Source organism: Streptomyces sp. NPDC052721, from assembly GCF_040678315.1.
GTDB lineage: Bacteria > Actinomycetota > Actinomycetes > Streptomycetales > Streptomycetaceae > Streptomyces.
This window is the reverse complement of sequence record NZ_JBFATL010000002.1, coordinates 129,766-155,811: the sequence shown is the minus strand read 5'-3', so window position 1 is coordinate 155,811 and position 26,046 is coordinate 129,766. Positions and strand designations below refer to the sequence as shown.

Sequence of the window (26,046 nt, the reverse complement as noted above, 5' to 3'; positions counted from 1 at the left end):
GGATCCCTCACATCCGGAAGACGCCGAAGCCGCCGCGCGCGCCCTCGTAGGGCGCGGTGTGCAGGGCGGAGAGGCACAGGCCGAGGACGGTGCGGGTGTCGCGCGGGTCGATGACGCCGTCGTCGTACAGCCGCCCGGACAGGAACATGGGCAGCGACTCGGACTCGATCTGCTGCTCCACCATGGCGCGCAGGGCGGCGTCCGCGTCCTCGTCGTACGGCTGCCCCTTGGCCGCCGCCGACTGCCGGGCGACGATCGACAGCACGCCGGCGAGCTGCTGCGGGCCCATGACGGCGGACTTGGCGCTGGGCCAGGCGAACAGGAACCGGGGGTCGTAGGCCCGGCCGCACATGCCGTAGTGCCCGGCGCCGTACGACGCGCCCATGAGGAGCGACAGGTGCGGGACCCTGCTGTTGCTGACCGCGTTGATCATCATCGCGCCGTGCTTGATGATCCCGCCCTGCTCGTACTCCCTGCCGACCATGTAGCCGGTGGTGTTGTGCAGGAACAGCAGCGGGATGTCGCGCTGGTTGGCGAGCTGGATGAACTGGGCGGCCTTCTGCGACTCGGCGCTGAAGAGGACGCCCTGGGCGTTGGCCAGGATGCCCACGGGGTAGCCGTGCAGGGCCGCCCAGCCGGTGACCAGGCTGGTGCCGTACAGCGGCTTGAACTCGTCGAAGTCGGAGCCGTCCACGATCCGGGCGATCACCTCGCGCGGGTCGAACGGGATCTTCAGGTCGCCGGGGACGATGCCCAGCAGCTCCTCCGGGTCGTACCGGGGCGGCTCGGCCGGGCCGGGGTCCGGGTACGCCTTGCGGTGGTTGAGGCGGGCCACGACCCGGCGGGCCTGGCGCAGCGCGTCCGGCTCGTCCAGGGCGAAGTGGTCGGCGAGGCCGGACACGCGCGCGTGCATCTCGGCGCCGCCCAGCGACTCGTCGTCGCTCTCCTCGCCGGTCGCCATCTTCACCAGCGGCGGGCCGCCGAGGAACACCTTCGCGCGCTCCTTGACCATGATCACGTGGTCGGACATGCCGGGGATGTAGGCGCCGCCGGCGGTGGAGTTGCCGAAGACGACGGCGATGGTCGGGATGCCGGCGGCGGAGAGCCGGGTGAGATCGCGGAAGATGGCGCCGCCGGGGATGAAGATCTCCTTCTGGGACGGCAGATCGGCACCTCCCGACTCCACCAGGCTGATGCAGGGCAGCCGGTTGGCGAGCGCGATGTCGTTCGCGCGGAGGGCCTTCTTCAGGCTCCACGGGTTGCTGGCACCGCCGCGCACCGTCGGGTCGTTGGCGGTGATCAGGCACTCCACGCCCTCGACCACGCCGATCCCGGTGACGAGGGAGGCCCCGACGGGGTGGTCGCTGCCCCAGGCGGCCAGCGGGGACAGCTCCAGGAACGGGGTGTCGGGGTCCAGCAGCAGCTCGATGCGCTCGCGGGGCAGCAGCTTGCCGCGCTTCCGGTGCCGCTGGACGTATTTCTCGCCGCCGCCCGCGAGCGCCTTGGCGTGCTCGCCCTCCAGTTCGGCGAGCTTGGCGAGCATGGCCTCGCGGTGGGCCTGGTAGTCGGGGCCGGTGGGGTCGAGAGCGGTCCGCAGAACCGTCACAGCAGAATCTCCGGGATGTCCAGGTGGCGGGAGCGCAGCCATTCGCCGAGGGCCTTGGCCTGTGGGTCGAAGCGGGCCTGCGCGGCGACGCCGGCGCCGAGGATGCCCTCGACGACGAAGTTGAGCGCGCGCAGGTTCGGGAGCACGTGCCGGGTGACGGGCAGGTCGCGGGTCTCGGGCAGCAGCTGCCGGAAGGCGTCGGTGGTCAGCGTGTGGGCGAGCCACCGCCAGGCCTCGTCCGACCGCGCCCACACCCCCACGTTGGCGTTCCCGCCCTTGTCCCCACTGCGCGCCCCGGCGACCAGCCCGAGGGGCGCCCGGCGGGTCGTACCGGGCGGGAGGGGTTCCGGGAGGGGCGGGGGCGGTACGACATCGAGGGGCCGGGTGTCCTGGGGCGGCGGCACGGGGATACGGCGTCCGTCGTGGAGGACGGCCATATGGTCTACGTCCCCATGGGGCACGAGCACATCCTCGAAGACCCCATAAGGGGCACCCTTTCCAGGTGGGGACAGCATATGGAAGCCCGGGTAACTGGCGAGGGCCAGCTCCACTGCGGCCCCGCTGAGCGCCCGCCCCACGACCCGCTGGTCCGGGTCCCGTACGACGAGCCGCAGCAGCGCGCTGGCCGTCTCCTCGGTGTCCGCGTCGGCCCGGTCGGTACGCACCAGATCCCAGCGGACCTCACGCGGCGGCGACTTGGCGAGCACGTCGGCGAGCTGCTCCCGCACCAGGGCCGCCTTGGCCTCGACGCCGAGTCCGGTGAGGACGAAGACGACCTCGTTGCGGAAGCCGCCGAGCCGGTTGATCCCGGCCTTGAGCGTGGGCGGCGGCGCCTCCCCGCGCGCCCCCTCGATCCGCACCCGGTCCCGCCCGTCCTGGCTCAGCCGTACGGTGTCCAGCCGGGCGGTGACGTCGGGCCCGGCATACCGGGCGCCACCGGTCTCGTACAGCAGCTGCGCGGTGACCGTGCCCACGTCCACGAAGCCGCCGGTGCCGGGGTGTTTGGTGATCACGCTGGTGCCGTCGGCGTGGATCTCGGCGAGCGGGAAGCCGGGACGCCGTACGTCCCCCTCGCCGAAGAACGCGTAGTTGCCGCCCGTCGCCTGGGTCCCGCACTCCAGCACATGCCCGGCGACGACGGCACCGGCGAGGCGGTCATGGTCCGCCGCCTCCCACCCGAAGTGGGCCGCGGCGGGGCCGGTGACGAGCGCCGCGTCGGTCACCCGGCCGGTGACCACCACGTCGGCGCCGGCCCGCAGGCACGCGGCGATGCCGAAGCCGCCGAGATAGGCGTGGGCGGCGAGGGCGTCCGGGTGGGCCGCGCTCAGGTCGTCGCCCTCGACGTGCGCGACCCGCGCCGGGATGCCGAGCCGGTCCGCCAACTGCCGTATCGCGTCGGCGAGTCCGGCGGGGTTGAGGCCGCCCGCGTTGGTCACGATCCGCACGCCGCGTTCGTGGGCGAGACCGAGGCAGTCCTCCAGCTGGCGCAGGAACGTGCGGGCGTACCCGGCGGCCGGGTCCTTCAGCCGGTCGCGGCCGAGGATGAGCATGGTGAGTTCGGCGAGGTAGTCACCGGTGAGGACGTCGACCTCGCCGCCGGTGAGCATCTCGCGCAGGGCGTCGAACCGGTCGCCGTAGAAGCCGGAGAAGTTGCCGATGCGCAGCGGATTCACCGGCCGGTCTCCTTCCGCGGGCGGCCGGTGCCGGGCGGGCCCGCGAAGGCCTGGGCGATGTCGAGCCAGCGGTCGGCGTCCGGGCCGACGGCCGTCAGCGCGAGGTCGTCGCGATGGGCGCGCCGGGTGACCAGGAGGCAGAAGTCGAGGGCGGGCCCGGTGACGCGCTGGGCGGCGCGCTCGTCGCCGTACGCCCACACCTGACCGGAGGGCGCGGTCAGTTCCACCCGGAACTCCTCGGCCGGCGGGGTCAGTCCGTGCACCCCGAAGGCGAAGTCGCGGGTCCGCACCCCGAGCCGGGCCACATGCCGGAGCCGGTCGGTGGGTGGGCGCACCACACCCAGAGCGTCGGCGATGTCCAGCCCGTGGGCCCAGGTCTCCATCAGTCGGGCCGTAGCCATGGAGGCGGCGGACATGGGCGGGCCGTACCAGGGGAAACGGGCACCGGCCGGTGCGCCGCGCAGGGCCCGGTCGAGGGCGGTGCGCCCGCCGCGCCAGGCCGCCAGCAGTTCGGCGGGCGGGAGTACGGCGCCCTCCTCCGCTCCCTCGTCCACGAACGAGCCGGGTGCGGCGAGCGCCTTCTCGACCAGCGCCTGGAAGGCGTCGGCGTCGGTGACGGCCAGCAGGGCCGAGCGGTCGGTCCAGGTGAGGTGCGCGATCTGGTGGGCGACGGTCCAGCCGGCTGCCGGGGTGGGCAGGCTCCACTGCTCCGGGCTCAACTCGGCCACGAGCAGGTCGAGTTCACCGCTCTCGGCACGCAGGTCGTCGATGACGGGCGTCGGGTCGGCCATGGGGGGAGCATGGCAGCGGCGCCAGAAACAATCAAGCGTGCTTGCATGAATTGACGGCCGCAGGACCCGGACCCTGGTGAGCGCGGTCCGGGCGGAACCCGGCGAGGACAGTCCGGGCGGATCGGCATGCTCCGCCCGGACCGGAGGTCACACCGCTTCCACCGGCGGATACACCGGCTCCCACCGGGCCGCCCGTACCGCCGCCTCGACGTCGTCCAGGCCGGCCCGGGCGACGCCCTCCTCCACCGCCGCGCGGGCCACGGCCACGGCGACCGCCTCCGAGGTGGCGCGCAGGTCACGGATCGGCGGGAGGACCGGCGCGTCGGCGCGGGCGACCTCCGTGTCGCCGGTGCGGCGGGCCACCGCGTCGGCCGCCGCGCGGAGCATGCGGTCGGTGATGCGGGAGGCCCGGGCGACGATCACACCGAGGCCGAGGCCGGGGAAGACGAGCGCGTTGTTGGCCTGGCCGATCTCGTACCGCGTACCGTCCCGCTCGACCGGGGCGAAGGGGCTGCCCGTGGCCACCAGGGCCTTGCCGTCGGTCCAGTCGAGCAGGTCGGCGGGGGTGGCCTCGGCGAGGTCGGTCGGGTTGGACATCGGCAGGATGATCGGGCGCTCGGTGTGCCGGGCCATCTCGCGGACGAGCTCCTCCGTGAAGGAGCCGCCCTGGCCGGAGGTGCCGATCAGGATGGTCGGGCGGACCCGGCGGACCACCTCGTCCAGCGGGATGCCGGGCAGCTTCTCGTCCCGGCGCCAGCCGTCCACCTCGTCGGCGGGGCGGGCGTACTGCTTCTGGACGTCCCGGAGCTGGTCGCCCTGGTCGGTGGTGAGCAGGCCGTAACGGTCCACGCACCAGAAGCGGGCGGTGGCCCGCTCGGCGGACAGGCCCTCGGAGACCAGGGCGTCGCGCAGCTGGTCGGCGACGCCGATGCCGGCGGTGCCGGCGCCGAAGACGACGATCCGGTGCTCGGGCAGGGGCATTCCGGCGGCGCGGACGCCGGACAGGACGGCGGCGAGGTTGACCGCGCCGGTGCCCTGGATGTCGTCGTTGAAGGTGCAGACCTGGTCGCGGTAGCGGTCGAGGATGCGGCGGGCGTTGGCGGTGCCGAAGTCCTCCCAGTGCAGCAGGGCGTGCGGGAAGAGCCGGGTCGCGGTGGTGACGTAGGCGTCGATGAAGGCGTCGTAGGTGTCGCGGTCGGCGCGGGGGTGGCGGTTGCCGAGGTAGAGGGGGTTGTCGAGGAGTTCCTGGCGGTTGGTGCCGACGTCGAGCATGACCGGAAGGGTGCGGCGCGGGTCGATGCCGGCGGCGGCCGTGTAGACGGCGAGCTTGCCGACGGCGATGTCGATGCCGCCGACGCCCCAGTCGCCGATGCCGAGGATGCCCTCGCCGTCGGTGGCCACGATCAGGTCGACGTCGTCGGGGCCGAGGCCGTGCGCGCGCAGGGAGCGTTCGATGTCGTCGGGGGCGTCCACGGAGAGGTAGACGCCGCGCGGGCGCCGGTACTCCGTGCTGTAGCGGCGGATCGCCGTGCCCACGGTGGGGGTGTAGACGATGGGCAGCATCTCTTCGAGGTGGTCCCCGACGAGCCGGTAGAACAGCACCTCGTTACGGTCGTGCAGCGCGGTCAGATAGACGCTCTTGGCCAGGTCGCCCGCCTGGTCCCGGAACTGGCCGTAGGCGCGTTCGGCCTGCTCGTCCTGGGTGAGCACGCGGGGCGGGACCAGTCCGACGAGGTCGAGGGCGCGGCGCTCCTCCTCGGTGAAGGCGGTACCGCGGTTGATCCGGGGATCGGCGAGAACGGCCCGCCCCCGGGCGGTGACCTTCAGCGGGCTGGGGTTGGTGTCACGAGCGCCGGTCACGAGATCCGCCTTCCGTCCGTCTTCGCCCCTTCAGGCCACACTCAGGAGTGTGCGGGAGAGGGACGGGATGTGCAGGGTGAGCGGGTCTCGCGCAACCGGGCGGCCGTCGAGCCTCAGGCCTCCGGTGCCCGGAGGCCGGGCTTCGCCCGGGCTGTCTGGGTGCGCACCGCGCCGATCGTCGCCGCTATGACCAGCGTGATCGCGGCGGCCTCGGTCGGGGTGAGGGACTGGCCGAGGATCAGGAAGCCGGCCGTGGCCGCGATGGCCGGTTCCAGGCTCATGAGGATGGCGAAGGTGGGGGCCGGCAGTCGGCGCAGGGCCAGCAGTTCGAGGGTGTAGGGCAGCACCGAGGAGAGCAGGGCCACCGCCGAGCCGAGGGCGACGGTGGTGGGGTTCAGGAGCCGGGTGCCGGCCTCGGCGATGCCCAGGGGGAGGAAGAGGAGGGCCGCGACCGCCATGGCCAGCGCCAGGCCGTCCGCCTGCGGGAAGCGGCGGCCCGTACGGGCGCTGAAGACAATATAGGCCGCCCACATGGCGCCCGCGCCCAGGGCAAAGCCGACACCTGTGGGGTCCAGATTGCCGAAGCCTCCGCCGCCGAGCAGGAAGACGCCGGCGAGGGCCAGGCCGGCCCAGAGGGCGTTGATCGCACGGCGGGAGGCCAGGACGGAGAGGGCCAGGGGGCCGAGGACTTCGAGGGTGACCGCCGGGCCCAGCGGGATGCGGGCGACCGCTTCGTAGAACAGGCCGTTCATCGCGCCCATGGTGATACCGAAGACGACCACCGTCCCCCAGTCGGTCCGGGAGTGGCCGCGCAGCCGGGGCCGGCAGACCAGCAGGAGGACGACGGCCGCGGCGAGCAGGCGCAGGGTGACGACTCCCAGGGCGCCGGCCCTCGGCATCAGCGTGACCGCCAGCGCGCCGCCGAACTGCACCGAGATGCCGCCGGCCAGCACCAGCCCGACCGGTCCGAGTGGGCCGAGAGGGCCGCGCGGGGCGGAGGGACGCCTGCCCCCGCGAGATGTGGTCGGCGTCGGCGTGGTGGTGCTGGGCGGGGTGGTCACGAGCGGTCCTGGGCTTGGTCGGGTTCGTGCATCTGGATGTACTGCCAGGTCCAGGGTAATGGACTTGAACAGGTGCGTGAACCCTTGACGGGACTGTCCCGGATGCTGGGATCAGGTGCCCGGCCACGCCTCCTGGTCACGGAACAGCGGACGGCCGTCCGGCAGGGCCGAGGGCATGTGCCCCGCGCTCGGGGAGCGGCCTCAGCGGCGGGCCAGATAGAGGTCGAAGGCCTTGTGCAGCAGCCGGTTCAGCGGGAAGTCCCACTCCCCCGCGTACTCGACGGCCTCACCGCCCGCGCCCACCTTGAAGCGGAGCAGGCCGAGCAGAGGGTCGGACTCCTCCAGGGTGTCGGTGATGCCCCGGAAGTCGTAGACGTGCGCGCCGAGTTCATGGGCGTCGCACATCATCCGCCACTGCATGGCGTTGTTGGGCTGCACCTCGCGCTTGCGGCTGGTGGAGGCGCCGTAGGAGTACCAGACGTGCCCGCCGACGGTCAGCATGGTGGCCGCGGCGAGGACGTCCCCGTCGTGGTGGGCGAGGTAGAGCCGCATCCGGTCGGGATGCTCCGCGGTGAGCGCGGTCCACATGCGCTGGAAGTACGGCAGGGGGCGCGGGATGAAGCGGTCGCGTTCGGCGGTCTCGGTGTAGAGGCGGTAGAAAACCGGCAGGTCCTCCGGCCCGCCCCGGACGATCTTCACGCCCGCCTTCTCGGCCTTCTTGATGTTGCGCCGCCACTGCTGGTTGAGCCCGCGGTGGACGTCCTCCAGGGACCGGTCCGCGAACGGGACCTGGCACACGTACCGGGGCTGCCCGGCGGCGAACCCGTCCTCCCCGCCGGACCCGGTCTGCTGCCAGCCCATGCGGCGCAGCCGCTCGGCGAGGTCCAGGCCCGGCCCGTACGACGTCGCCGGTACGTCGCGCAGCCGGTGCGCGCCGGGGTCGGTGATCGCGGCCTTGACCGCCTCCGGGCTCCACCGCCGGGCCACCACGGGCGGCCCCATCTTCACCGAGAAGGCGCCCCGGGCCTTGAGGTGGGCCAGCATCGGCTCCAGCCAGCGCTCCAGGTCGGGCGCGTCCCAGTCGATGACGGGCCCCTCGGGGAGGTACGCCAGATACCGCTTCAGCCTGGGCAGCGGCCGCAGCAGCACCAGCCCCGCCCCCACGAGCCGCCCGTCCGCCTCGAACCATCCCAGGCTCTCAGCCCGCCAGTCGGGTTTCACGTCCCCCCACGACGGCACCTGCATATGGCTGACCGAGGGCCGCTCCGCCACGAAGGCGAGGTGCTCGGCACGGGTGAGGGGACGGAGGGTGAGCGACATGGGCGGGGCTCCTTCGACGACGGGTGCGGTTCCTGCGGTGAGGCCGGTGCCACGACGGTGAGGACGCCGGCGTCCGTGACGGTGCCGCTGTGCCGGTGACGATGCCGCCGGCGTCCATGCGGATCGCGGGTGTCCTCACCCTACGAAGCGTCCCGCCCGTCCTTGGGTCCCCACGCCTCCAGCACGTCCGTGTCCGTCGCCCGGGCGAACAGGAAGTAGTCGGCCCACGCGGCGATGTCCGGGTAGGCGCACTCCCGGGTCAGCCGGGCCACCGCCGCCGGTATGTCGTACGGCGTCACGCGCAGGTCGGTGCCGGGGCCGAGGAGGCACCAGTGGGCGCCGGGACGGCCGTAGGGCATGCCGACGCTGCCGGGGTTGACCACCAGGCGGCCGTGGGCCAGGCGGACATAGGGCATGTGGGTGTGGCCGCAGACGACCGTGCCGATGCCGGGCGGCAGGCCGGTGAAGACCTCCGTCCAGCGGGCGGGGCGCGAGTCGACCAGGACCAGTTCCTCGTCGTCGCGCGGGGTGGCGTGGCAGAAGAGGACCGGGCCGAGGCCGCGCACGCACAGGGTCCGGGTGCGCGGCAGGGCGGCCAGGAAGTCGACCTGGTCCGGGCGCAGCGCCCGGGCGGCGTACGGGCCGATGGGGTCCGGGATCTCCGCGCGCTCGCCCCGCCGGTACTCCACCAGCTCCCGGTCCGCGTTGCCGCCGATCCACAGCACCCGGTCGCCCTGCTCGCGCAGCAGGTCCAGCACCTCGACCGGCTGCGGGCCCGCCGCGATGTCCCCGGTGAGGACGATCCGCTCGGCGGCGGCCACCTCGGGCTCCGCCAGGACCGCCTCCAGGGCGGGCAGCACTCCGTGGATGTCGGAGAGCACGGCCAGGCGTGTGTACTCCTGGGTCACTCGGCGCCCCCCGCGGGCCGGTCCAGTGCCTCGGCCAGTACCTCCGCCAGGTGCCGGCCCCGGACTCCGGCGAGTTGGTCCAGCTGGGTGCGGCAGGAGAAGCCGTCCGCCAGGATCACCGTGTCCGGCGGGGCCTGCCGTACCGATGGCAGGAGCTGTTCCTCCGCGCAGGTCCGGGAGACCTCGAAGTGGCCTTTCTCGAAGCCGAAGTTGCCCGCCAGGCCGCAGCAGCCGCCGCTCAGGTCTCCGGTGAGGCCGGCGGCGGCGCGCAGCCGGCGGTCTGGGGCGTCGCCGAGCACCGCGTGCTGGTGGCAGTGGGTCTGTCCGGCGACCGGGCGGTCGACGGCGGGCGGGGTCCAGTGCGGGGCGTGCCGTTCCAGGGTCTCGGCGAAGGTGCGGACGGCGGCGGACAGCCGGGCGGCGCGCGGGTCGTCGGGCAGCAGGTCCGGGAGGTCGGTGCGGAGGGCCGCGGCGCAGCTCGGTTCCAGGACGACGACCGGGACCGCGGCCCGCAGCACCGGTTCCATCAGGTCCAGGGTGCGGCGCAGGACCGTGCGGGCACGGTCCAGCTGGCCGGTGGAGAGGTAGGTCAGTCCGCAGCAGACCCGGGCCCGGCGGGCCGCGAGCAGCGCGGTCACCGCCCTCGTCCTGCCGTCCGCGATCGCTCCCCGGCGCAGCAGCAGCGTCGGCGGCAGGGCCACGCGCAGCCCGGCGGCCTCCAGCACCCGCACGGCGGCCCGGCCGACGGACGGCGCCAGATGCTCGGTGAAGGTGTCCGGCCAGAGAACGACCAGGTTTCCGGCGCCCGGGTCGGGCAGGTCGCCCGCGCCCGGTGCGGGCCGGTCCCCGGCGCTCCCAGCCGGCAGCCCTCCAGCACCCCCGGCGCCCCCGGCACCCGCGTCAGGCCCCCGGCTGCGCCACCACCCCGTGAACGTCTGTGTCGCCAGTCGCGGGAGCTCCCGTTCCGGTGTGATCCCGGCCAGCCGTTTGCCGAGGCCGGCCAACGGGCCTACCCGGGCCAGGGCGTTGACCAGCGGAGCCATCCGCGTGCGGGCGGCCCAGCGGAGCCATTCCGGGAGCCGGCCCATGGTGTGGTGGGCGGCGGGGCGGCGGCGGCCGGCGTAGTGGTGGTGCAGGAACTCCGCCTTGTAGGTGGCCATGTCGACGCCGACCGGGCAGTCCGAGCGGCAGCCCTTGCAGGACAGGCACAGGTCGAGGGCGTCCCGGACCTCCGGGGACCGCCAGCCGTCGGTGACCAGCTCGCCCGCGAGCATCTCGTGCAGCAGCCGGGCCCGGCCGCGCGTGGAGTGCTCCTCCTCGCCGGTGGCCCGGAAGGAGGGGCACATCACGGCCGGGCCGGCCGCCGTGGCCGTACGGCACTCGGCGACGCCTACGCAGCGGCGGACGGCCGCGGCGAAGTCGCCGCCGTCCGCCGGGTAGCCGAAGACCACGTCGACCGGGCGGCCGGGCAGGACGGAGAAGCGGAGGTTCGTATCGAGCGGGGCCGGGCGGACCAGCATGCCGGGGTTGAGCAGGTCGTCCGGGTCCCAGACCGCCTTGGCCCGCTCGAAGAGCCGGACCGTCTCCTCGCCGTACATGCGCGGCAGCAGTTCCGCGCGGGCCTGCCCGTCGCCGTGCTCCCCGGACAGCGAGCCGCCGTGGGCCACCACCAGGTCGGCCAGTTCCTCGGAGAAGCGGCGGAAGCGGCCGGTGCCGGCCTCGGTGAGCAGGTCGAAGTCGATGCGGACGTGGATGCAGCCGTCGCCGAAGTGGCCGTACGGCGTGCCCCGCAGGCCATGGGCGGCGAGCAGGGCGCGGAAGTCGCGCAGGTAGCCGCCGAGCCGGGCGGGCGGCACGGCGCAGTCCTCCCAGCCGGGCCAGGCCTCCGTGCCGTCCGGCATCCGGGTGGCCGTGCCGGACGCGTCCTCGCGGATGCGCCACAGGGCCCGCTGGTCCGTCGGGTCGGTGACGACCAGCGCGGACACGACGTCGGCGGCGCGGACGATCTCCTCCGCCCGCGCGCGTGCCTCCGCCGCCGTCTGCCCGCCGGTCTCCACGAACAGCCAGGCGCCTCCCGCCGGCAGCCCCGCGCCGGCCGGCACCAGGTCGGCGGCCATGCCCTCCACCGTGAGCGGCCGCAGCGGCAGCAGGCCGGCGGCGGCCTCGGCGGCCGCGCTCTCGTCGGTGTACGCCAGCACGGCCAGGGCACGCGCGCGCGGGGCCTCGACCAGGCGGACCACGGCCTCGGTGAGGATGCCCAGGGTGCCCTCCGAGCCGCAGAAGGAACGGGCGACGTCCGCGCCCTTCTCCGGCAGCAGCGCGTCCAGCGCGTACCCGGAGATACGGCGGGGCAGGTCAGGGAACCCCGTGCGCAGCCGGGCCAGTTCTCCCTCGGCCAGCTCCCGCAGCCCCTCCGGGGCGCCCGCCCAGCCCGGCCCGAGCCGCAGCCGCTGCCCGCGCGTGGTGATCACGGACAGCTCCCGCACGCTGTCCGCGGTCGTGCCCCAGGCGACCGAGTGGGAGCCGCACGCGTTGTTGCCGATCATCCCGCCGAGCGTGCACCTGCTGTGCGTCGACGGGTCGGGGCCGAACCGCAGCCCGTGCGGGGCGGCGGCCTCCTGGAGCCGGTCGAGCACGAGCCCCGGCTGCACGACGGCCGTGCGGCTGCCCGGGTCAAGCTCCAGCAGACCCGTCATGTGCCGGGTGAAGTCCAGCACCACGCCGGTGCCGGTCGCCTGCCCGGCGATCGACGTGCCCCCGCCCCGCGCCACCACCGGCACCCCGCGCGCCCGGCACACCTCCAGCACGGCGGCCACGTCGTCCGCGTCCCTGGGGGCCACGACCCCGAGGGGCACCCGCCGGTAGTTGGACGCGTCCATGGTGACCAGCGCCCGGGCGGTGGCATCGAAACCCACCTCGCCCCGCACCGCCCCGCGCAGCGCACCGGCAAGCTCGGCGACGCCGGCACCCGCGCCCTCGGCCCCGGCACCCCGGGCACCCCCGGCCGCCCCCGCAACACCCGCTCGATCCGTCATGCGTCCAGAATGCATCCGCTCACGGACAGTCACCGCATGTTTTCCACAGGCCCGCGCGTATCGTCGTACAACCTCACAAGTCCACGTCCCGGTGATCTCGTCTCATCGGACGGACACGTCTCCGCCTCGCTTTCCGCCACCGGCTAACCTCGTGCCGTGGCCGACATCCAGATTCCCGCAGACATCAAGCCCGCCGACGGACGCTTCGGCGCCGGCCCCTCCAAGGTGCGCACCGAGGCGCTGGACGCCCTCGCCGCCACCGGTACCTCCCTGCTGGGCACCTCCCACCGGCAGGCGCCGGTGAAGAACCTGGTCGGCAAGGTCCGAGAGGGCATCTCCGAGCTGTTCTCCCTCCCCGAGGGCTACGAGGTCGTCCTCGGCAACGGCGGCTCCACCGCCTTCTGGGACATCGCCACGCACGGCCTGATCGAGAACAAGTCGCAGCACCTGAACTTCGGCGAGTTCTCCTCGAAGTTCGCCAAGGCCGCGAGGCTCGCGCCCTGGCTGGCCGAGCCCACCGTCATCGCCTCCGACCCCGGCACCCACCCGGAGCCGCAGGCCGAGGCCGGCGTCGACGTCTACGCCTTCACCCACAACGAGACCTCCACCGGTGTCGCCATGCCGATCAAGCGCGTGGCCGGCGCCGACGAGGGCGCGCTCGTCCTCGTGGACGCCACCTCCGGCGCGGGCGGCCTCCCGGTCGACATCGCCGAGACCGACGTCTACTACTTCGCCCCGCAGAAGTCCTTCGCCTCCGACGGCGGCCTGTGGATCGGCGTCTTCTCCCCGGCCGCGATCGAGCGCGCCGAGCGGATCCACGCCTCCGGCCGGCACGTCCCGGAGTTCTTCTCGCTGCCCACGGCGATCGACAACTCCCGCAAGAACCAGACGTACAACACCCCGGCCCTCGCCACCCTCTTCCTCCTCAACGAGCAGCTGGAGTGGCTCAACGGCCAGGGCGGTCTCGCCTGGTCCACGGCCCGTACGAAGGACTCCTCGACCCGGCTGTACAGCTGGGCGGAGGAGGCCAAGTACGCCACCCCGTTCGTCTCGGACCCGGCCAAGCGCTCGCAGGTCATCGGCACGATCGACTTCTCCGACGAGATCGACGCCGCCGCCGTCGCCAAGGTGCTGCGCGCGAACGGCATCGTGGACACCGAGCCGTACCGCAAGCTCGGCCGCAACCAGCTGCGCATCGCGATGTTCCCGGCGATCGACCCGGCGGACGTCGAGGCGCTGACGAAGTGCGTCGACTACGTGATCGAGAAGCTGTAGCCGTTCCCGGCGGTACGACACGAAGGGGCGCCCGGTGAGCACCGGGCGCCCCTTCGCGTACCGACGGTGGCCGGCCACGCGGGAGCGCCTGGCCCAGCGGCGCCGGCGGGCGTCGGAGTGCCGGCAGGCGCCGGTTCCGCTACGGGCGCCCCTGTGGGAGCCCTCCGACGACGTGGTCCGGCCGTACGTCCTCAGCCCTGACGCCCGGAGGACACGCGAGCACGGCCGGGCCGCGCGTTCAGCCGCGCCGCAGCCGCCGCAGGCCGAACAGGGCCGCCACACCGACCACGACGATCACGGCTCCGACCTTGAGGCTCCCCCCGCCGCCCTTGTCCGCCGACGCACCGGACTCCCCCTTCGCCGAGGGTGACTCGGCGTCGGGCCGGCCGGGGGCGTCGACGGCCTGTACGGCGCTGTCGGCGCCCTCGCTGCCGTACATCAGCTTGGTGCCGTCGGCGGAGTACGACACGGACTCCCCCTGCCCCTGCAACGGGACGTCCAGGCGCCCTTCGCGCTCGATCCGGCCGCCGTTCCAGCGGTAGTGGATGCCGCCGAAGTAGCCGCGCACGGCGAGGTCCCGGCCGTCCGGGGAGAACGCGGCGTCGGTGGCCCACAGGTCGACGGCGGCGAGGGGCTTGAAGACGTTCGCGCCCGAGGTGGAGAGGGTGGCCGGGCCCTCGTACAGGTGCCCGCCGTCCTCCTTCTTGTCGATGATGTAGACGCGCCCGGTCTTCGGGTGGACGAGCAGCGACTCGGCGTCGCGGGGCCCGTCGGAGTACTTCACGACGTACTGCGTGGCGGTGACCGTCTGGTCCGTCAGGTTCTTCGGCTCGGGCAGCCGGTAGATCCACACGTAGGGCCACCTGCCGCCGAAGTTGTCGCCGATGTCACCGACGTAGATCTCGTTGTGCGGCCCGATGGAGACGGCCTCGACATCACGCGGGGAGCCGATGCCGCGCAGGGTGATCCGGGCGACGGTCTTTCCGGTCGCGCTGTCCACGGCGTAGAGGTACGGCCCGTCGTCGCTGTCGTTGTGCGTCCAGTAGACGCCGGGGTGCAGCCGGGAGGCGGCGAGCCCGCTGGACTCGGTGATCCGCGGGTCCTTCAGGGTGAACCCCCGGTCACCCGCTCCGTCGGCGGTGCCGTCGGCGGCGGAGGCGGCGGAGGCGGGCAGCGCGCAGGCACCGGCGAGCAGCACCCCGGCGAGGACGGCGAACGATCGACGCATGCCCCAAGCCTGCCATTCCCGCCGGGGGTTCAGCGCCCGCGATCGCCGGCGACCGGGGGACGTGGTCCGCCTCACAGCCACCACCGGTCCCAGGAGTCACGGAGATCGTCCATCATGACCGGATGCTTAGGTTCATGCCCGTGGGCGACTCCATGACGATCGGGAGCGCGGGCGAACACACATGGCGTTACCGGCTGTGGCAGCACCTGTGCGTGGCGCACGACGGCCCGTTCACCTTCGTCGGGCCACGCGAGACGCTCTACGACAAGCAGGCCGACGCCCCGACGTCCCTCGCCTACGCCGACCCCGGCTTCCCGCGCGCCCACCTCGCGGGCTGGGGAGAGGGCTGGCTGCACATGGCCCCGCTGATCGGGGACGCGGTGCGCGCCCACCGCCCCGACGTCCTCCTGGTCTCGCTGGGCCTGATCGACCTCGGCTTCTACACGAACGCCGAGCAGACGGCGGAGAACGTACGGGCCTTCGTCGCGGGCGCCCGGGAGGCGGACCCGCGCATCCGGATGGTGCTGCTGCCGGTCATCCCGAACATCCGGGCGGCGGCCGACGCGCCCTTCGCCGAGCAGGTCGACCGGTTCAACGTGCTGCTCGCCAAGGCGGTGGCCGACCTGGACGAGCCGCGCTCGCCGCTCCTGCTGGCCTCACCGCCGGAGGGGTACGACATCCACACCGACACCTACGACGGCACGCATCCCAACGCGCGCGGGGAGCACCTGATAGCGGAGGCGTTCGCGGGGGCGATGCGGGAGGCGTGGGGGGTCGGCGGGGTGTACGTGGCCTGATGGCTTCGACCGGATTCCGGCGCATCTCGGCCGGGGTACGTATCGTTGTACCGCGCGGCCGCACTCTTCCGGGGAGCGGCCGGGGAGGAGCGCCACGATGACCGTCCTGGAAGACAGGATCGAGATCAAGATGGCTGATGCCAACACCACGCGCTTGGACGAGTGGTTCGAGCGGCTTGAGCGGATGCCCGTCCCCGACGGTTACAAGGTCGAGGTCGTGGGGGGCGATGTCTTCATGACGCCGCAGCGGGACGTCCACTGGCAAACCATCCGCGAGATCCTCTGGGCGCTCGAAGACCGCTTCGGGAGGCGCTCGGCGCGCGTCTTCTCGGACGTCCGCATCGACTTCCCCGGCAACGGGAACGGCTTCTGCCCCGACGTGGCCAAGTTGCGCGAAGGCGCGGCGAGGGACGACGACGGACGCTGGCGTCACGAAGACGTGGAGTTCGTCGCCGAGGTGGTCTCGAAGGGGACGGCCCACAACGACTACGGGCCCAAAAAGACCGCGTACGCTCGCGCAGGGGTCCCGGTGTACCTCATCGCCGACCCGTACCAGGGCAGGTGCCATGTGTACACGGAGCCCAAGAAGGGCGAGTACACCTGCGAGATGCGCGTCGATTACGGAACCGACGCCGACCTCACGACAACCCCGCTCGGCCTCACCCTCAGGACCGACGCCTTCCCCCGCGACTAGGCCCTGTCGTCAAACTCCCGTCTGCCGCGCTCCGGGCGGACGACGGGAGTTTGACGACAGGACCTAGGCCGGCAGGTGCCGTGCCGCGAATTCCAGTTCCAGTCTCACCTGCTTGATCCGCTCGTCCACGACCAGCGAGCCGTGCCCCGCGTCGTACCGGTACACCTCGTGGACCGCGCCCCGGTCCTCCAGTCTCTTGACGTAGTTGTCGATCTGGCGGATCGGGCAGCGCGGGTCGTTGACGCCCGCCGAGATGTGGACGGGGGCCTTGACCTGGTCGACGTACGTCAGCGGGGAGGACGCCTCGAAGCGCTCCGGGACCTCCTCCGGGGTGCCGCCCAGCAGGGTGCGGTCCATGGCCTTCAGGGACTCCATCTCGTCGTGGTACGCGGTGACGTAGTCCGCGACGGGCACCACCGCGATGCCCAGCGCCCAGGCCTCCGGCTGGGTGCCGACGCCGAGCAGGGTCAGATAGCCGCCCCAGGAGGCACCGGTCAGGATCAGGCGGGCGGGGTCGGCGAGCCCGGAGGAGACCGCCCAGTCGCGCACCGCCGCCACGTCCTCCAGCTCGATCAGGCCGACCCGGTGCTTGAGGGCGTCCGTCCAGGCGCGGCCGTAGCCGGTGGAGCCGCGGTAGTTGATGCGGACCACCGCGTAGCCGTGGTCGACCCAGGCGGCCGGGCCCGCCGCGAAGGAGTCGCTGTCGTGCCAGGTCGGGCCGCCGTGCAGGTCGAAGACGGTGGGGAGGGGGCCCGTGGCGCCCGCGGGCTTCTGGATCAGCGCGTGGATACGGCCGCCGGGGCCCTCCACCCACACGTCCTCCACGGGCACCGACGCCGGGCACGCCATGCCCGGAGGGTCGAGCACCACACCGCCGGCCGTGGAGCGGACCGCCGGGGGCTCGGCGGCCGACGACCACAGGTACTCCACGCTGCCGTCGGGGCGGGCCGTCGCGCCGGAGACCGTGCCGGGCGGGGTGGGGATGCGGGTCAGCTCGCGGGCCGCCACGTCGTACCGGAACAGCTCGCTGCGGGCCTCGAAGCCGTGGACGATGAGCAGGGCCGAGCCGTCCGGGTACCACTCGGCGCTGACGTCACCGGGCAGGTCCAGGACCAGGTCGGTCTCCTCGCCCGTCGCCACGTCCCACACCAGCGGTTCCCAGCGGCCCCGGCGCTGGTGGCCGATGAGCAGCCGGGTGTCGCCGTCGACCGGGGCGAACCCCAGCACCTCCAGGCCCAGCTCCTCGGTGCCGCCCTTGGTGTCGTCCAGCTCGGCGACCGTCGTGCCGTCCGGGCGGAGCACCCGCAGGGCCGCGTGCATGGCGTCGCCGTGCTCGGTGTGCTCGACGGCGATCAGGGAGCCGTCGTGCGAGAGGTCGCCGACGCCCGCCGACTCGCGGTGGCGGTAGATCTCCAACGGGTCCGCGCCCTCGCGGGCCAGGTGGATCGTCGTACCGTCCTCGTCCGTGGAGCGGCCGACGACCGCCGTGCGGCCGTCGCGGGACAGGGCCAGGCCGGCCGGGTAGGACGGGTCGAGACCGGGCACGGCCGGCTCGTCCGGGCCGCCCGTGAAGGGCTGGCGGCGCCAGATGCCGAACTCGTCGCCGTCCTTGTCGTCGAACCACCAGATCCAGGCGCCGTCCGGGGAGAGTACGCCGTCCGTCGTGCCGTTCGGCCGGGCCGTCGCCTGGCGCTGCTCGCCCGTCGCTCTGTCCCAGGCGTACAGCTCGTACGTCCCCGTCGCGTTCGACACGAACAGGGAGCGGTCCGGCGCGTCCTCCGCCCAGTCGGGCAGCGACACCCGCGGTGCCCGGAAGCGCTTCTCCCAGTCCGGCATGTCGGGTGTGTGCCGCGTGCTCGGCGTACTGCTCTCGTTCATGGCCCCAGTCATGCGCCCATAGTGCCTGGCCGCGCCGACAATGGGGTGGCGGGTGCGCGCAGCCTGTGGATAACTTCCGCGGCATGAGCGTTTCCGCCACTTCTCCGTCCGTCCCCGAAGACTCCCCGTCCGCCCCCGAAGGCTGGCGTGAGGACAACCGGGCCATGTGGGACGAGAGGGTCCCCCTCCATGTCGCCGGGCCCTTCTACGACCTCGACGGCTTCCGCACCCGCCGGGACGACCTGCGGGACTTCGAGAAGGAGGAGGTCGGGGACGTCACCGGGAAGTCGCTGCTGCACCTGCAGTGCCACATCGGCACCGACACCCTCTCCTGGGTCCACCGCGGCGCCGCCCGCGTCGTCGGCCTGGACTTCTCCGCGCCCGCGGTGGAGGCGGCCCGCGCCCTCGCCGCCGACCTCGGCTACGGCCCCGACCGGGCGGCCTTCGTCACCAGCGACGTGTACGACGCGGCCGAGGCCGTGCCCGAGCCGTCGTACGACATCGTCTACACCGGGCTGGGCGCCCTGTGCTGGCTGCCGGACCTGCGGCGCTGGGCGCGGACGGCCGCCTCCCTCGTCGCGCCCGGCGGCTTCCTGTACCTCGCCGAGTTCCACCCGATCACCGAGACCCTGGACGACGAGACCGGCACCCGGATCGTGCGCGACTACTTCACCCGGGACCCGCAGGTGTGGAACGAACCGGGCACCTACGCCGACCTGGAGGCCGTCACCGTCCACAACCGCAGCGTGGAGTGGCTGCACTCCCTCGGCGACGTGGTCTCCGCGCTCGCCGCGGCGGGGCTGCGCATCGAGTTCCTGCACGAGCACGACGTGTCGCTCTTCCCGCGCTTCGAGAACTTCGAGGTGCGCGACGGCTACCACCGCTTCCCGGCGGACCATCCGCGGATCCCGCTGATCTACTCCCTGAGGGCGAGCAAGAGCTGACCCGAGGCCGGGACGCCGGGGCGGGCGCCGTACCGTGGAGGGCGTGTACCGGTTTCTGCTGACACCCCGCTGGTGGGGCATCAACGTCTTCGTGCTGCTCGCCATCCCGTTCTGCGTCTTCATGGGGTCGTGGCAGCTGAGCCGGTTCGAGGGGCGGGTGCAGGACCATCGCGCCGCGACCGAGCAGGCCGCTTCCGGCCGGGGCGAGGCCGCGCGCCCGCTGGACTCGATGCTGCCCGTCGACAAGAGCACGTCGGGCCGGCGGGTCACGGCGAGCGGGCGGTACGGGGAGCAGTTGCTGGTGCCCGGGCGGGAGCTGGACGGCAAGCGGGGCTTCTACGTCCTGACGCTGCTGCGCACCGGTTCCGGCAAGGCGCTGCCGGTGGTGCGGGGCTGGCTGCCGGGTACGGCGGACGCGGCGAAGGCGCCCGTGCCGCCCCGTGGTGAGGTCACCGTCACCGGTGCGCTGCAGGCGTCCGAGACCCCCGGGGACAACGGGGTCAGCGCGCAGGGCGGGCTCCCTGCCGGGCAGACCTCGGCGATCAGCTCGGCGTCGCTGGTGAACCTGGTGCCGTACCGGCTGTACGACGCCTGGGTCACCCTGGACAAGGGGGACTCGGGGATGAAGGCCGTGCCCGCGAGCGCGCCGGGTGGTACGGGGCTGGACCTCAAGGCGTTCCAGAACCTCGGTTACACCGGCGAGTGGTTCGTGTTCGCGGGCTTCGTGGTGTTCATGTGGTTCCGCTTGCTGCGCCGAGAGCTGGAGTTCCAGCGGGACGCCGCGCTGGGCCTGGTGACGGAGGAGTCGGAACAGCCGCCGGTACCGACCGGCTGACCTGCGCCCGGAAGGGGTGCGGGGAACAGCGCGACCAGCCACGACGGGCCCGCGGCAGCGCACGCTCCCCCGGACGGACAGCGTCCCCGCACCCCGCTTTCGTAGCGGAGCGTCAGGCGCCCGCGAGCACCCCGGTGTAGTAGACCGTCCCCGCGCACGCCCCGGACACCACCGCCGTCGCCGTCGGCGAGCCCCCCTGTGCCGTGTGGGTCACCGTGATGCTGCCGTCGGCCGCGCCGTCCTCGGTGGCGAGTTGCGGGGTCGTGCCCTCGGAGCCGGTGCTGTCGGTGGTGGCGCCGGAGGCACTCTGGGTGGGTGACGGATCGGGGGTCGGACCGGTCGGGCCGGGGTCGTCCGGACTGCTGTCGCCGCCGGTGGTGGGGCAGGTCTCCGAGGGGACGAAGGCGAACTTCTCCTCGTACGCCGCGCCCGGCTGGAGGACCAGCCCGGTGATCTCCTGGGAGGGGTCGGGCAGGGCGGTCGCCGCGTCGCCGGCCACGTGCCGGGCGGTGACGATCTTGGCCGGGTCGGCGGCACCGGCGGCCGTGGGCGTGATGCTGCCCTCGCCGGCGACCGTGCAGGCGGTGCCGGAGATGTTGGTGACGCGGAAGGTGCCGTAGACGACCCCCGCGGTGTCGGGCGCGTTCGCGCTGCCGGTGGCGGAGCCCAGCTGGGTCGCCGTACAGAGCGGGACGCCCGAGGCCGGCGTGGCGGAGGGGTCGGCGCCGCCGGTGGAGGCGCCGCCGCTGCCGGGCTTCGTGCCCTTGTCGTCGGGCTTGCCGGACTCCGTGCCGGGCGTGACCGTCGTACTGCCGGCGTCCTGCTGGCCGCCCTTGCCGGTGCCCTTGTCCTTGCCCTGGCCGGTGCCGCCCTGGGCCTGGGAGGACTGGCCGGCCATCGCGGTGTTGGGGTCGGAGCCGCCGGCCTGGGAGACGTGTACGAGGGCGGGGATCGCGGTGCCGATGAACAGGGCCGCCGCGGCCATGCCGACCACCGCCTGGCGCTTGCGGGCGCGGCGCGCGGGGACGGCCCGGCGCAGGTGGTCCAGGGTGCCGGTGCGCGGTTCGATGTCGTCGACCGCCGAGTGCAGCAGCCGGCGCAGGGCCAGTTCGTCGGAGTCGGGCCCGTCCAGGCTCGGGACTCCGTCGAGCCTCTCCGGGCCCTTGTCGTCGGGGCCGTGGTTCACAGTTCCGTTCCCAGCGTGCGAGGGGGTGTGCTGTTGCCCGTTGCGCTCTGTCGGCTCGTGCCAGGCGTAGGGCTCATGACGTTCGTGGGAGTGGCGCTCATGGGAGTGACCGTCATGGGCGGCGCCCTCTTCGGCGTGGTCGCTCATGCCGGTGTCCCCATGGCCACCCGCAGCGCGGCGATGCCCCGCGAGCCGTACGCCTTGACCGAGCCCAGGGATATGCCGAGCGTTTCGGCGACCTGGGCCTCGGTCATGTCCGCGAAGTAGCGCAGCACGAGCACCTCGCGCTGGCGGCGCTGGAGTCCCTTCATCGCCTTGATGAGGTCGCGGCGCTCCAGCTGGTCGTAGGCGCCCTCTTCCGCGCTCGCCATGTCGGGCATCGGCTTGGAGAGCAGCTTCAGGCCGAGGATGCGCCGGCGCAGCGTGGAGCGGGAGAGGTTGACGACCGTCTGCCGCAGGTAGGCGAGGGTCTTCTCGGGGTCGCGGACGCGCTTGCGGGCCGAGTGGACCCGGATGAAGGCCTCCTGGACGACGTCCTCGCAGGAGGCGGTGTCGTCGAGGAGGAGGGCGGCGAGGCCGAGCAGCGAGCGGTAGTGCGCCCGGTAGGTCTCGGTGAGGTGGTCGACGGTCGTGCCGGCGGCCTCGGTCGCCACGGTACCCGCGGATTCCTCGGCGCCGTCACGCTGACTGGGTATGCGGGCGGGCCGCGCTGCGGGCATGGGCGCGATCACCGGCATGCCGCCGGGCGGGCGGGGCCGGAGCGCCGCGCGAGGCCGCAGGGCCGTGCCGCCGCGGGCCACACTGAGTTCGAGTACCTCTGCCACGCCTGTTGGACACGCTTCCCCCCTCGGGGGTTGTACGTGCCGGGCGTCACATGTGCGACAACCGGCGGTGCCTCAAGTGCCGTCATGCGTCCCGCTCTTCCCTTATGTCCCATATGAACGGGCGCCCCCACGCCCCGACCACGGCGTCCCCACGCCAGGATCATCACGTCCCCAGGTCCCGCAAGGGTGACCGCAAAGACGCTCCCCGCCTCCGTACGGTTGCGGAAGGCGGGGAGAGAAATCCTCTGCCGCAGGGAGGGAGTGGTTCAAGGGATTTGGACCATGCTCCCGGCCACAGTGCTTACAGAGATCCTACAAACTTCAACGGCTACGTGGGGCCGGACAGCTCGGCGGCGATCAGCTCCGCGATCTGCGCGCAGTTCAGCGCGGCGCCCTTGCGCAGGTTGTCGCCGCACACGAACAGCTCCAGCGCGGTCGGGTCGTCCAGGGCCCGGCGCACCCGGCCCACCCAGGTCGGGTCGGTGCCCACCACGTCGGCGGGGGTGGGGAACTCACCGGCGGCCGGGTCGTCGCACAGCACCACGCCCGGCGCGGTCGCGAGGATCTCGCGGGCGCCGTCGACGCCGACCTCCCGCTGGAAGCGGGCGTGGACGGTCAGCGAGTGCGTGGTGATCACCGGCACCCGGACACAGGTCACGGCGACCGGCAGCGCCGGCAGGCCGAGGATCTTCCGGGACTCGTCGCGGACCTTCATCTCCTCCGACGACCAGCCGTCCTCCCGCAGCGATCCGGCCCACGGTACGACGTTCAGCGCGACCGGCTCCGGGAACGGCCCGGTGTCGTCCCCGACGGCCCGCCGTACGTCCCCGGGCTTGGTGCCCAGCTCGGTCCCGGCGACCAGGGACAGCTGGGCCCGCAGCGCCTCCACGCCGGCCCGCCCGGCCCCGCTCACCGCCTGGTACGACGACACCACCAGCTCGCGCAGCCCGAACTCGGCGTGTAGCGCGCCCAGGGCGACGATCATCGTCAGGGTCGTGCAGTTGGGGCTGGCGACGATCCCGCGCGGCCGGGACCGTGCGGCGTGCGCGTTGATCTCGGGCACGACGAGCGGCACGTCCGGGTCCATGCGGAAGGCACCGGAGTTGTCGACGACGACCGCGCCGCGCGCGGCGGCGACCGGCGCCCACGCGGCGGCGACCTCGTCGGGGACGTCGAACAGCGCGATGTCGACCCCGGCGAAGGCGTCCTCCGTCAGGGCCACCACCTCGACCTCCTCGCCGCGCACGGCCAGCTTGCGGCCGGCCGAGCGCGGGGAGGCGATCAGGCGGATCTCGCCCCAGATGTCCGCGCGCTGGGACAGGATCTGGAGCATGACCGTGCCGACGGCTCCGGTCGCTCCCACGACCGCGAGCGTCGGCTTGCCGGTCATCGGACCGTGTCCCGGCTCATCGGCCGGTGCCGCCGTAGACGACGGCCTCGTCGCTGTCGGAGTCCAGACCGAAGGCGGTGTGCACGGCGCGGACGGCCTCCGGCACGTCGTCGGCGCGGGTGACCACCGAGATGCGGATCTCGGAGGTCGAGATCAGCTCGATGTTCACGCCGGCGTCGCTGAGGGCCTCGAAGAACGCGGCGGTGACACCCGGGTTGGTCTTCATACCGGCGCCGACCAGCGAGATCTTTCCGATCTGGTCGTCGTAGCGCAGCGAGTCGAAGCCGATGCCGGAGCGGTTCTTCTCCAGCGCGTCGATGGCCTTGCGGCCCTCGGTCTTCGGCAGCGTGAAGGAGATGTCCGTCAGGCCGGTGGAGGCGGCGGACACGTTCTGCACCACCATGTCGATGTTGATCTCGGCATCGGCGATGGTCCGGAAGATCGCGGCGGCCTCACCCGGCTTGTCCGGCACGCCGACGACCGTGATCTTGGCCTCGGAGGTGTCGTGCGCGACACCGGAGATGATGGCCTGCTCCACCTTCTTGTCCCCAATCGGCTCACTGCTGACCCACGTGCCCTGCAGTCCGCTGAAGGACGACCGGACGTGGATCGGGATGTTGTAGCGGCGGGCGTACTCCACACAGCGGTGGAGCAGCACCTTGGAGCCGGAGGCCGCGAGCTCCAGCATGTCCTCGAAGGAGATCCAGTCGATCTTCTTCGCCTTCTTCACCACGCGCGGGTCGGCCGTGAACACGCCGTCGACGTCGGTGTAGATCTCGCAGACCTCGGCGTCGAGCGCGGCGGCGAGCGCCACGGCGGTGGTGTCGGACCCGCCGCGGCCCAGCGTGGTGATGTCCTTCTTGTCGGCGCTCACGCCCTGGAACCCGGCGACGATGGCGATGTTGCCCTCGTCGAGAGCCGTCCTGATCCGGCCCGGCGTGACGTCGATGATCCGGGCTTTGTTGTGGACCGAGTCGGTGATGACGCCTGCCTGGCTGCCGGTGAAGGACTGGGCCTCGTGGCCCAGGTTTTTGATCGCCATCGCCAGCAGGGCCATGGAGATCCGCTCTCCGGCGGTCAGCAGCATGTCGAATTCCCGCCCGGCAGGCATGGGAGAAACCTGCTCGGCGAGATCGATCAGCTCGTCCGTCGTGTCGCCCATCGCGGAAACGACGACGACAACCTGGTTGCCGTTCTTCTTCGCTTCCACGATCCGCTTGGCGACGCGCTTGATGCCTTCGGCATCGGCTACGGAGGAGCCTCCGTACTTCTGCACGACAAGGCCCACGTGCGCTCCTCGCTCGGTTCGTTTGTGTCGGCTCAGTCTATCGAGCGTCCGAATTCCACCACCCTGCTCCCGCATGGTGAGACATCCGCCCGCCCGGTCTCGACCCCTGCCCAGCGATCGGCACACCACTCGGAACGTGCCCTGGCTCACAGACCGCCGGGCCCGGACACGGCCCGGTCAGGCTAGTGCCCGGGGCGGATTCCGAGGGGTCCGCCGATCTCCTCGGCCATGACGCGGCCCGCCTCGAACTCCAGGGTCTCGTCGCCCATGGCGGCCTGGTCGGTGTCGAGGCCGTCCAGTTCCTCCAGGGGCTGGTTGAGGCGGACGTGGATGAGGACGGACTGGAGGGCGCGCAGCACCGCGGAGGCCGTCGGGCCCCAGTTGGAGAAGTAGGAGAACTGCCACCACCACAGGGCCTCGGTGGTGCGGCCCGCGCGGTAGTGGACCATGCCGTGCCGGAGGTCGGTGATGATGTCGGCGAGGTCGTCGGAGAGCCGGGCGGGCACCGGTGCCCTGCGGGGCTCGTACGGGTCGAAGACCTCGGAGTAGACGTCGATCGGGTCCAGGAGCCGGGCGTAGTTCTCGCGCAGCTCGTCCACGTCCGGCTCCGGGCCCGGGTCGGGCTCGTAGCGCTCCTCGGGAACGATGTCCTCGTGGGCGCCCAGCCGGCCGCCGGCCAGCAGGAGCTGGGAGACCTCAAGGAGGAGGAAGGGGACCGCCGATTCGGGCTCGTCGCCCTTCGCCACCTCCGTGACGGCCACCAGGAAGCTCTCGACCTGGTCCGCGATCTGGACCACGAAGTCGTCCGGGTTCTGCGCCGAGGCGTGCAGTGTGGCGTCAGACATCTAGGAGTCGTCTCCCCTCGAAGGCGCGGCCGAGGGTCACCTCGTCCGCGTATTCCAGGTCGCCACCCACCGGGAGGCCGCTGGCCAGGCGGGTGACCTTCAGGCCCATGGGCTTGATCATGCGGGCGAGGTACGTGGCCGTCGCCTCGCCTTCCAGATTCGGATCCGTGGCCAGGATCAGTTCCGTGACCGTCCCGTCGGCCAACCGCGCGAGAAGTTCTCGGATACGCAGGTCGTCGGGCCCCACGCCCTCGATCGGGCTGATCGCGCCGCCGAGCACGTGGTACCGGCCCCGGAACTCGCGGGTGCGCTCGATCGCGACGACGTCCTTCGGTTCCTCCACCACACAGATGACGGAGGGGTCGCGGCGCGGGTCGCGGCAGATGCCGCACAGCTCCTCCTGCGCCACGTTGCCGCAGGTCGCGCAGAAGCGGACCTTCGCCTTCACCTCCAGGAGCGCCTGCGCGAGCCGCTTCACGTCCGTCGGCTCGGCCTGCAGGATGTGGAAGGCGATCCGCTGCGCGCTCTTGGGACCGACGCCGGGCAGCCGCCCCAGCTCGTCGATGAGGTCCTGGACCACGCCTTCGTACAACGGACTGCCCTTCCTG

General features: G+C 72.8%; 21 protein-coding genes. 5 read left to right on the top strand and 16 right to left on the bottom strand.

Features of this window, described 5'->3' with window-relative positions; all coding sequences use genetic code 11:
- Positions 1 to 7: 7 nt before the first annotated feature.
- From AB0L21_RS02735 to AB0L21_RS02700, 8 genes are all read right to left on the bottom strand, one after another.
- The gene (locus AB0L21_RS02735) at positions 8 to 1,606 is read right to left on the bottom strand and encodes a carboxyl transferase domain-containing protein (RefSeq protein ID WP_365781818.1); all 1,599 of its coding nucleotides are present in this window, start codon (positions 1,604 to 1,606) and stop codon (positions 8 to 10) included.
- Positions 1,603 to 3,279 carry an acyclic terpene utilization AtuA family protein gene (locus tag AB0L21_RS02730; RefSeq protein WP_365781816.1) on the bottom strand — a complete coding sequence of 559 codons (1,677 nt, stop codon included), beginning with the start codon at positions 3,277 to 3,279 and terminating at the stop codon, positions 1,603 to 1,605. The genes AB0L21_RS02735 and AB0L21_RS02730 overlap by 4 nt, the downstream gene beginning before the upstream one ends.
- Positions 3,276 to 4,070, bottom strand: a complete 795-nt coding sequence (locus AB0L21_RS02725) for a TIGR03084 family metal-binding protein (protein ID WP_365709033.1) — start codon at positions 4,068 to 4,070, stop codon at positions 3,276 to 3,278. Before AB0L21_RS02725 ends, AB0L21_RS02730 begins: the two co-directional genes overlap by 4 nt.
- Before the next feature lie 147 nt (positions 4,071 to 4,217).
- The gene (locus AB0L21_RS02720; RefSeq protein ID WP_365781814.1) at positions 4,218 to 5,930 is read right to left on the bottom strand and encodes an NAD-dependent malic enzyme; all 1,713 of its coding nucleotides are present in this window, start codon (positions 5,928 to 5,930) and stop codon (positions 4,218 to 4,220) included.
- 113 nt (positions 5,931 to 6,043) lie between these two features.
- Positions 6,044 to 6,991 (bottom strand): EamA family transporter, encoded by a 948-nt coding sequence (locus AB0L21_RS02715; protein WP_365781812.1) that lies wholly within the window; start codon positions 6,989 to 6,991, stop codon positions 6,044 to 6,046.
- Between the two features lie 201 nt (positions 6,992 to 7,192).
- Positions 7,193 to 8,311: a peptidoglycan bridge formation glycyltransferase FemA/FemB family protein gene (locus AB0L21_RS02710; protein WP_365709027.1), complete on the bottom strand. Its 1,119-nt coding sequence runs from the start codon at positions 8,309 to 8,311 to the stop codon at positions 7,193 to 7,195.
- Positions 8,312 to 8,451: 140 nt separating this feature from the next.
- Positions 8,452 to 9,219: a metallophosphoesterase family protein gene (locus AB0L21_RS02705; RefSeq protein WP_365781810.1), complete on the bottom strand. Its 768-nt coding sequence runs from the start codon at positions 9,217 to 9,219 to the stop codon at positions 8,452 to 8,454.
- Positions 9,216 to 12,098, bottom strand: coding sequence for an FAD-binding and (Fe-S)-binding domain-containing protein (locus tag AB0L21_RS02700; protein ID WP_365782034.1), 2,883 nt, complete (start codon positions 12,096 to 12,098; stop codon positions 9,216 to 9,218). The genes AB0L21_RS02705 and AB0L21_RS02700 overlap by 4 nt, the downstream gene beginning before the upstream one ends.
- Before the next feature lie 312 nt (positions 12,099 to 12,410).
- Between AB0L21_RS02700 and serC the strand changes: the two genes are divergently transcribed.
- Positions 12,411 to 13,529, top strand: a complete 1,119-nt coding sequence (gene serC, locus AB0L21_RS02695) for a phosphoserine transaminase (RefSeq protein ID WP_365709024.1) — start codon at positions 12,411 to 12,413, stop codon at positions 13,527 to 13,529.
- 238 nt (positions 13,530 to 13,767) lie between these two features.
- Here the strand turns inward: serC and AB0L21_RS02690 are convergent, their stop codons facing one another.
- On the bottom strand, positions 13,768 to 14,757 hold the full coding sequence (locus AB0L21_RS02690; protein WP_365781808.1) for a WD40 repeat domain-containing protein: 990 nt from the start codon (positions 14,755 to 14,757) through the stop codon (positions 13,768 to 13,770).
- A gap of 122 nt (positions 14,758 to 14,879) precedes the next feature.
- Between AB0L21_RS02690 and AB0L21_RS02685 the strand changes: the two genes are divergently transcribed.
- Both AB0L21_RS02685 and AB0L21_RS02680 read left to right on the top strand, forming a co-directional pair.
- Entirely contained in the window at positions 14,880 to 15,554 is a 675-nt protein-coding gene (locus AB0L21_RS02685; RefSeq protein WP_365709020.1) for a GDSL-type esterase/lipase family protein, read from the top strand.
- 97 nt (positions 15,555 to 15,651) lie between these two features.
- Positions 15,652 to 16,248, top strand: a complete 597-nt coding sequence (locus tag AB0L21_RS02680; RefSeq protein ID WP_365709018.1) for a Uma2 family endonuclease — start codon at positions 15,652 to 15,654, stop codon at positions 16,246 to 16,248.
- 63 nt (positions 16,249 to 16,311) lie between these two features.
- On the opposite strand, the gene AB0L21_RS02675 is transcribed toward AB0L21_RS02680, so the two are convergent.
- Positions 16,312 to 18,126: a prolyl oligopeptidase family serine peptidase gene (locus tag AB0L21_RS02675; protein WP_365782032.1), complete on the bottom strand. Its 1,815-nt coding sequence runs from the start codon at positions 18,124 to 18,126 to the stop codon at positions 16,312 to 16,314.
- 164 nt (positions 18,127 to 18,290) lie between these two features.
- Here AB0L21_RS02675 and AB0L21_RS02670 point away from each other — a divergent pair, with 164 nt between their 5' ends.
- Both AB0L21_RS02670 and AB0L21_RS02665 read left to right on the top strand, forming a co-directional pair.
- Positions 18,291 to 19,070, top strand: coding sequence for a class I SAM-dependent methyltransferase (locus AB0L21_RS02670; protein WP_365782030.1), 780 nt, complete (start codon positions 18,291 to 18,293; stop codon positions 19,068 to 19,070).
- Positions 19,071 to 19,113: 43 nt separating this feature from the next.
- Complete coding sequence (locus AB0L21_RS02665; protein WP_365781807.1) at positions 19,114 to 19,905, top strand: SURF1 family protein; 792 nt, start codon at positions 19,114 to 19,116, stop codon at positions 19,903 to 19,905.
- Positions 19,906 to 20,017: 112 nt separating this feature from the next.
- Here AB0L21_RS02665 and AB0L21_RS02660 read toward each other — a convergent pair whose 3' ends face one another.
- The 6 genes from AB0L21_RS02660 to recR all read right to left on the bottom strand — a co-directional run bounded on the left by AB0L21_RS02660 (position 20,018) and on the right by recR (position 26,030).
- Positions 20,018 to 21,238 carry a hypothetical protein gene (locus tag AB0L21_RS02660; RefSeq protein ID WP_365781805.1) on the bottom strand — a complete coding sequence of 407 codons (1,221 nt, stop codon included), beginning with the start codon at positions 21,236 to 21,238 and terminating at the stop codon, positions 20,018 to 20,020.
- Positions 21,235 to 21,915, bottom strand: a complete 681-nt coding sequence (locus tag AB0L21_RS02655; RefSeq protein ID WP_365781803.1) for a SigE family RNA polymerase sigma factor — start codon at positions 21,913 to 21,915, stop codon at positions 21,235 to 21,237. The genes AB0L21_RS02660 and AB0L21_RS02655 overlap by 4 nt, the downstream gene beginning before the upstream one ends.
- 328 nt (positions 21,916 to 22,243) lie before the next feature.
- Positions 22,244 to 23,305 carry an aspartate-semialdehyde dehydrogenase gene (locus AB0L21_RS02650; RefSeq protein WP_365781802.1) on the bottom strand — a complete coding sequence of 354 codons (1,062 nt, stop codon included), beginning with the start codon at positions 23,303 to 23,305 and terminating at the stop codon, positions 22,244 to 22,246.
- A gap of 16 nt (positions 23,306 to 23,321) precedes the next feature.
- The gene (locus tag AB0L21_RS02645; protein ID WP_356343795.1) at positions 23,322 to 24,593 is read right to left on the bottom strand and encodes an aspartate kinase; all 1,272 of its coding nucleotides are present in this window, start codon (positions 24,591 to 24,593) and stop codon (positions 23,322 to 23,324) included.
- A 182-nt stretch (positions 24,594 to 24,775) separates the two neighbouring features.
- Positions 24,776 to 25,438, bottom strand: a complete 663-nt coding sequence (locus AB0L21_RS02640; protein ID WP_365699102.1) for a DUF5063 domain-containing protein — start codon at positions 25,436 to 25,438, stop codon at positions 24,776 to 24,778.
- Positions 25,431 to 26,030, bottom strand: a complete 600-nt coding sequence (gene recR, locus AB0L21_RS02635; protein ID WP_030342446.1) for a recombination mediator RecR — start codon at positions 26,028 to 26,030, stop codon at positions 25,431 to 25,433. Before recR ends, AB0L21_RS02640 begins: the two co-directional genes overlap by 8 nt.
- Positions 26,031 to 26,046: the final 16 nt, after the last annotated feature.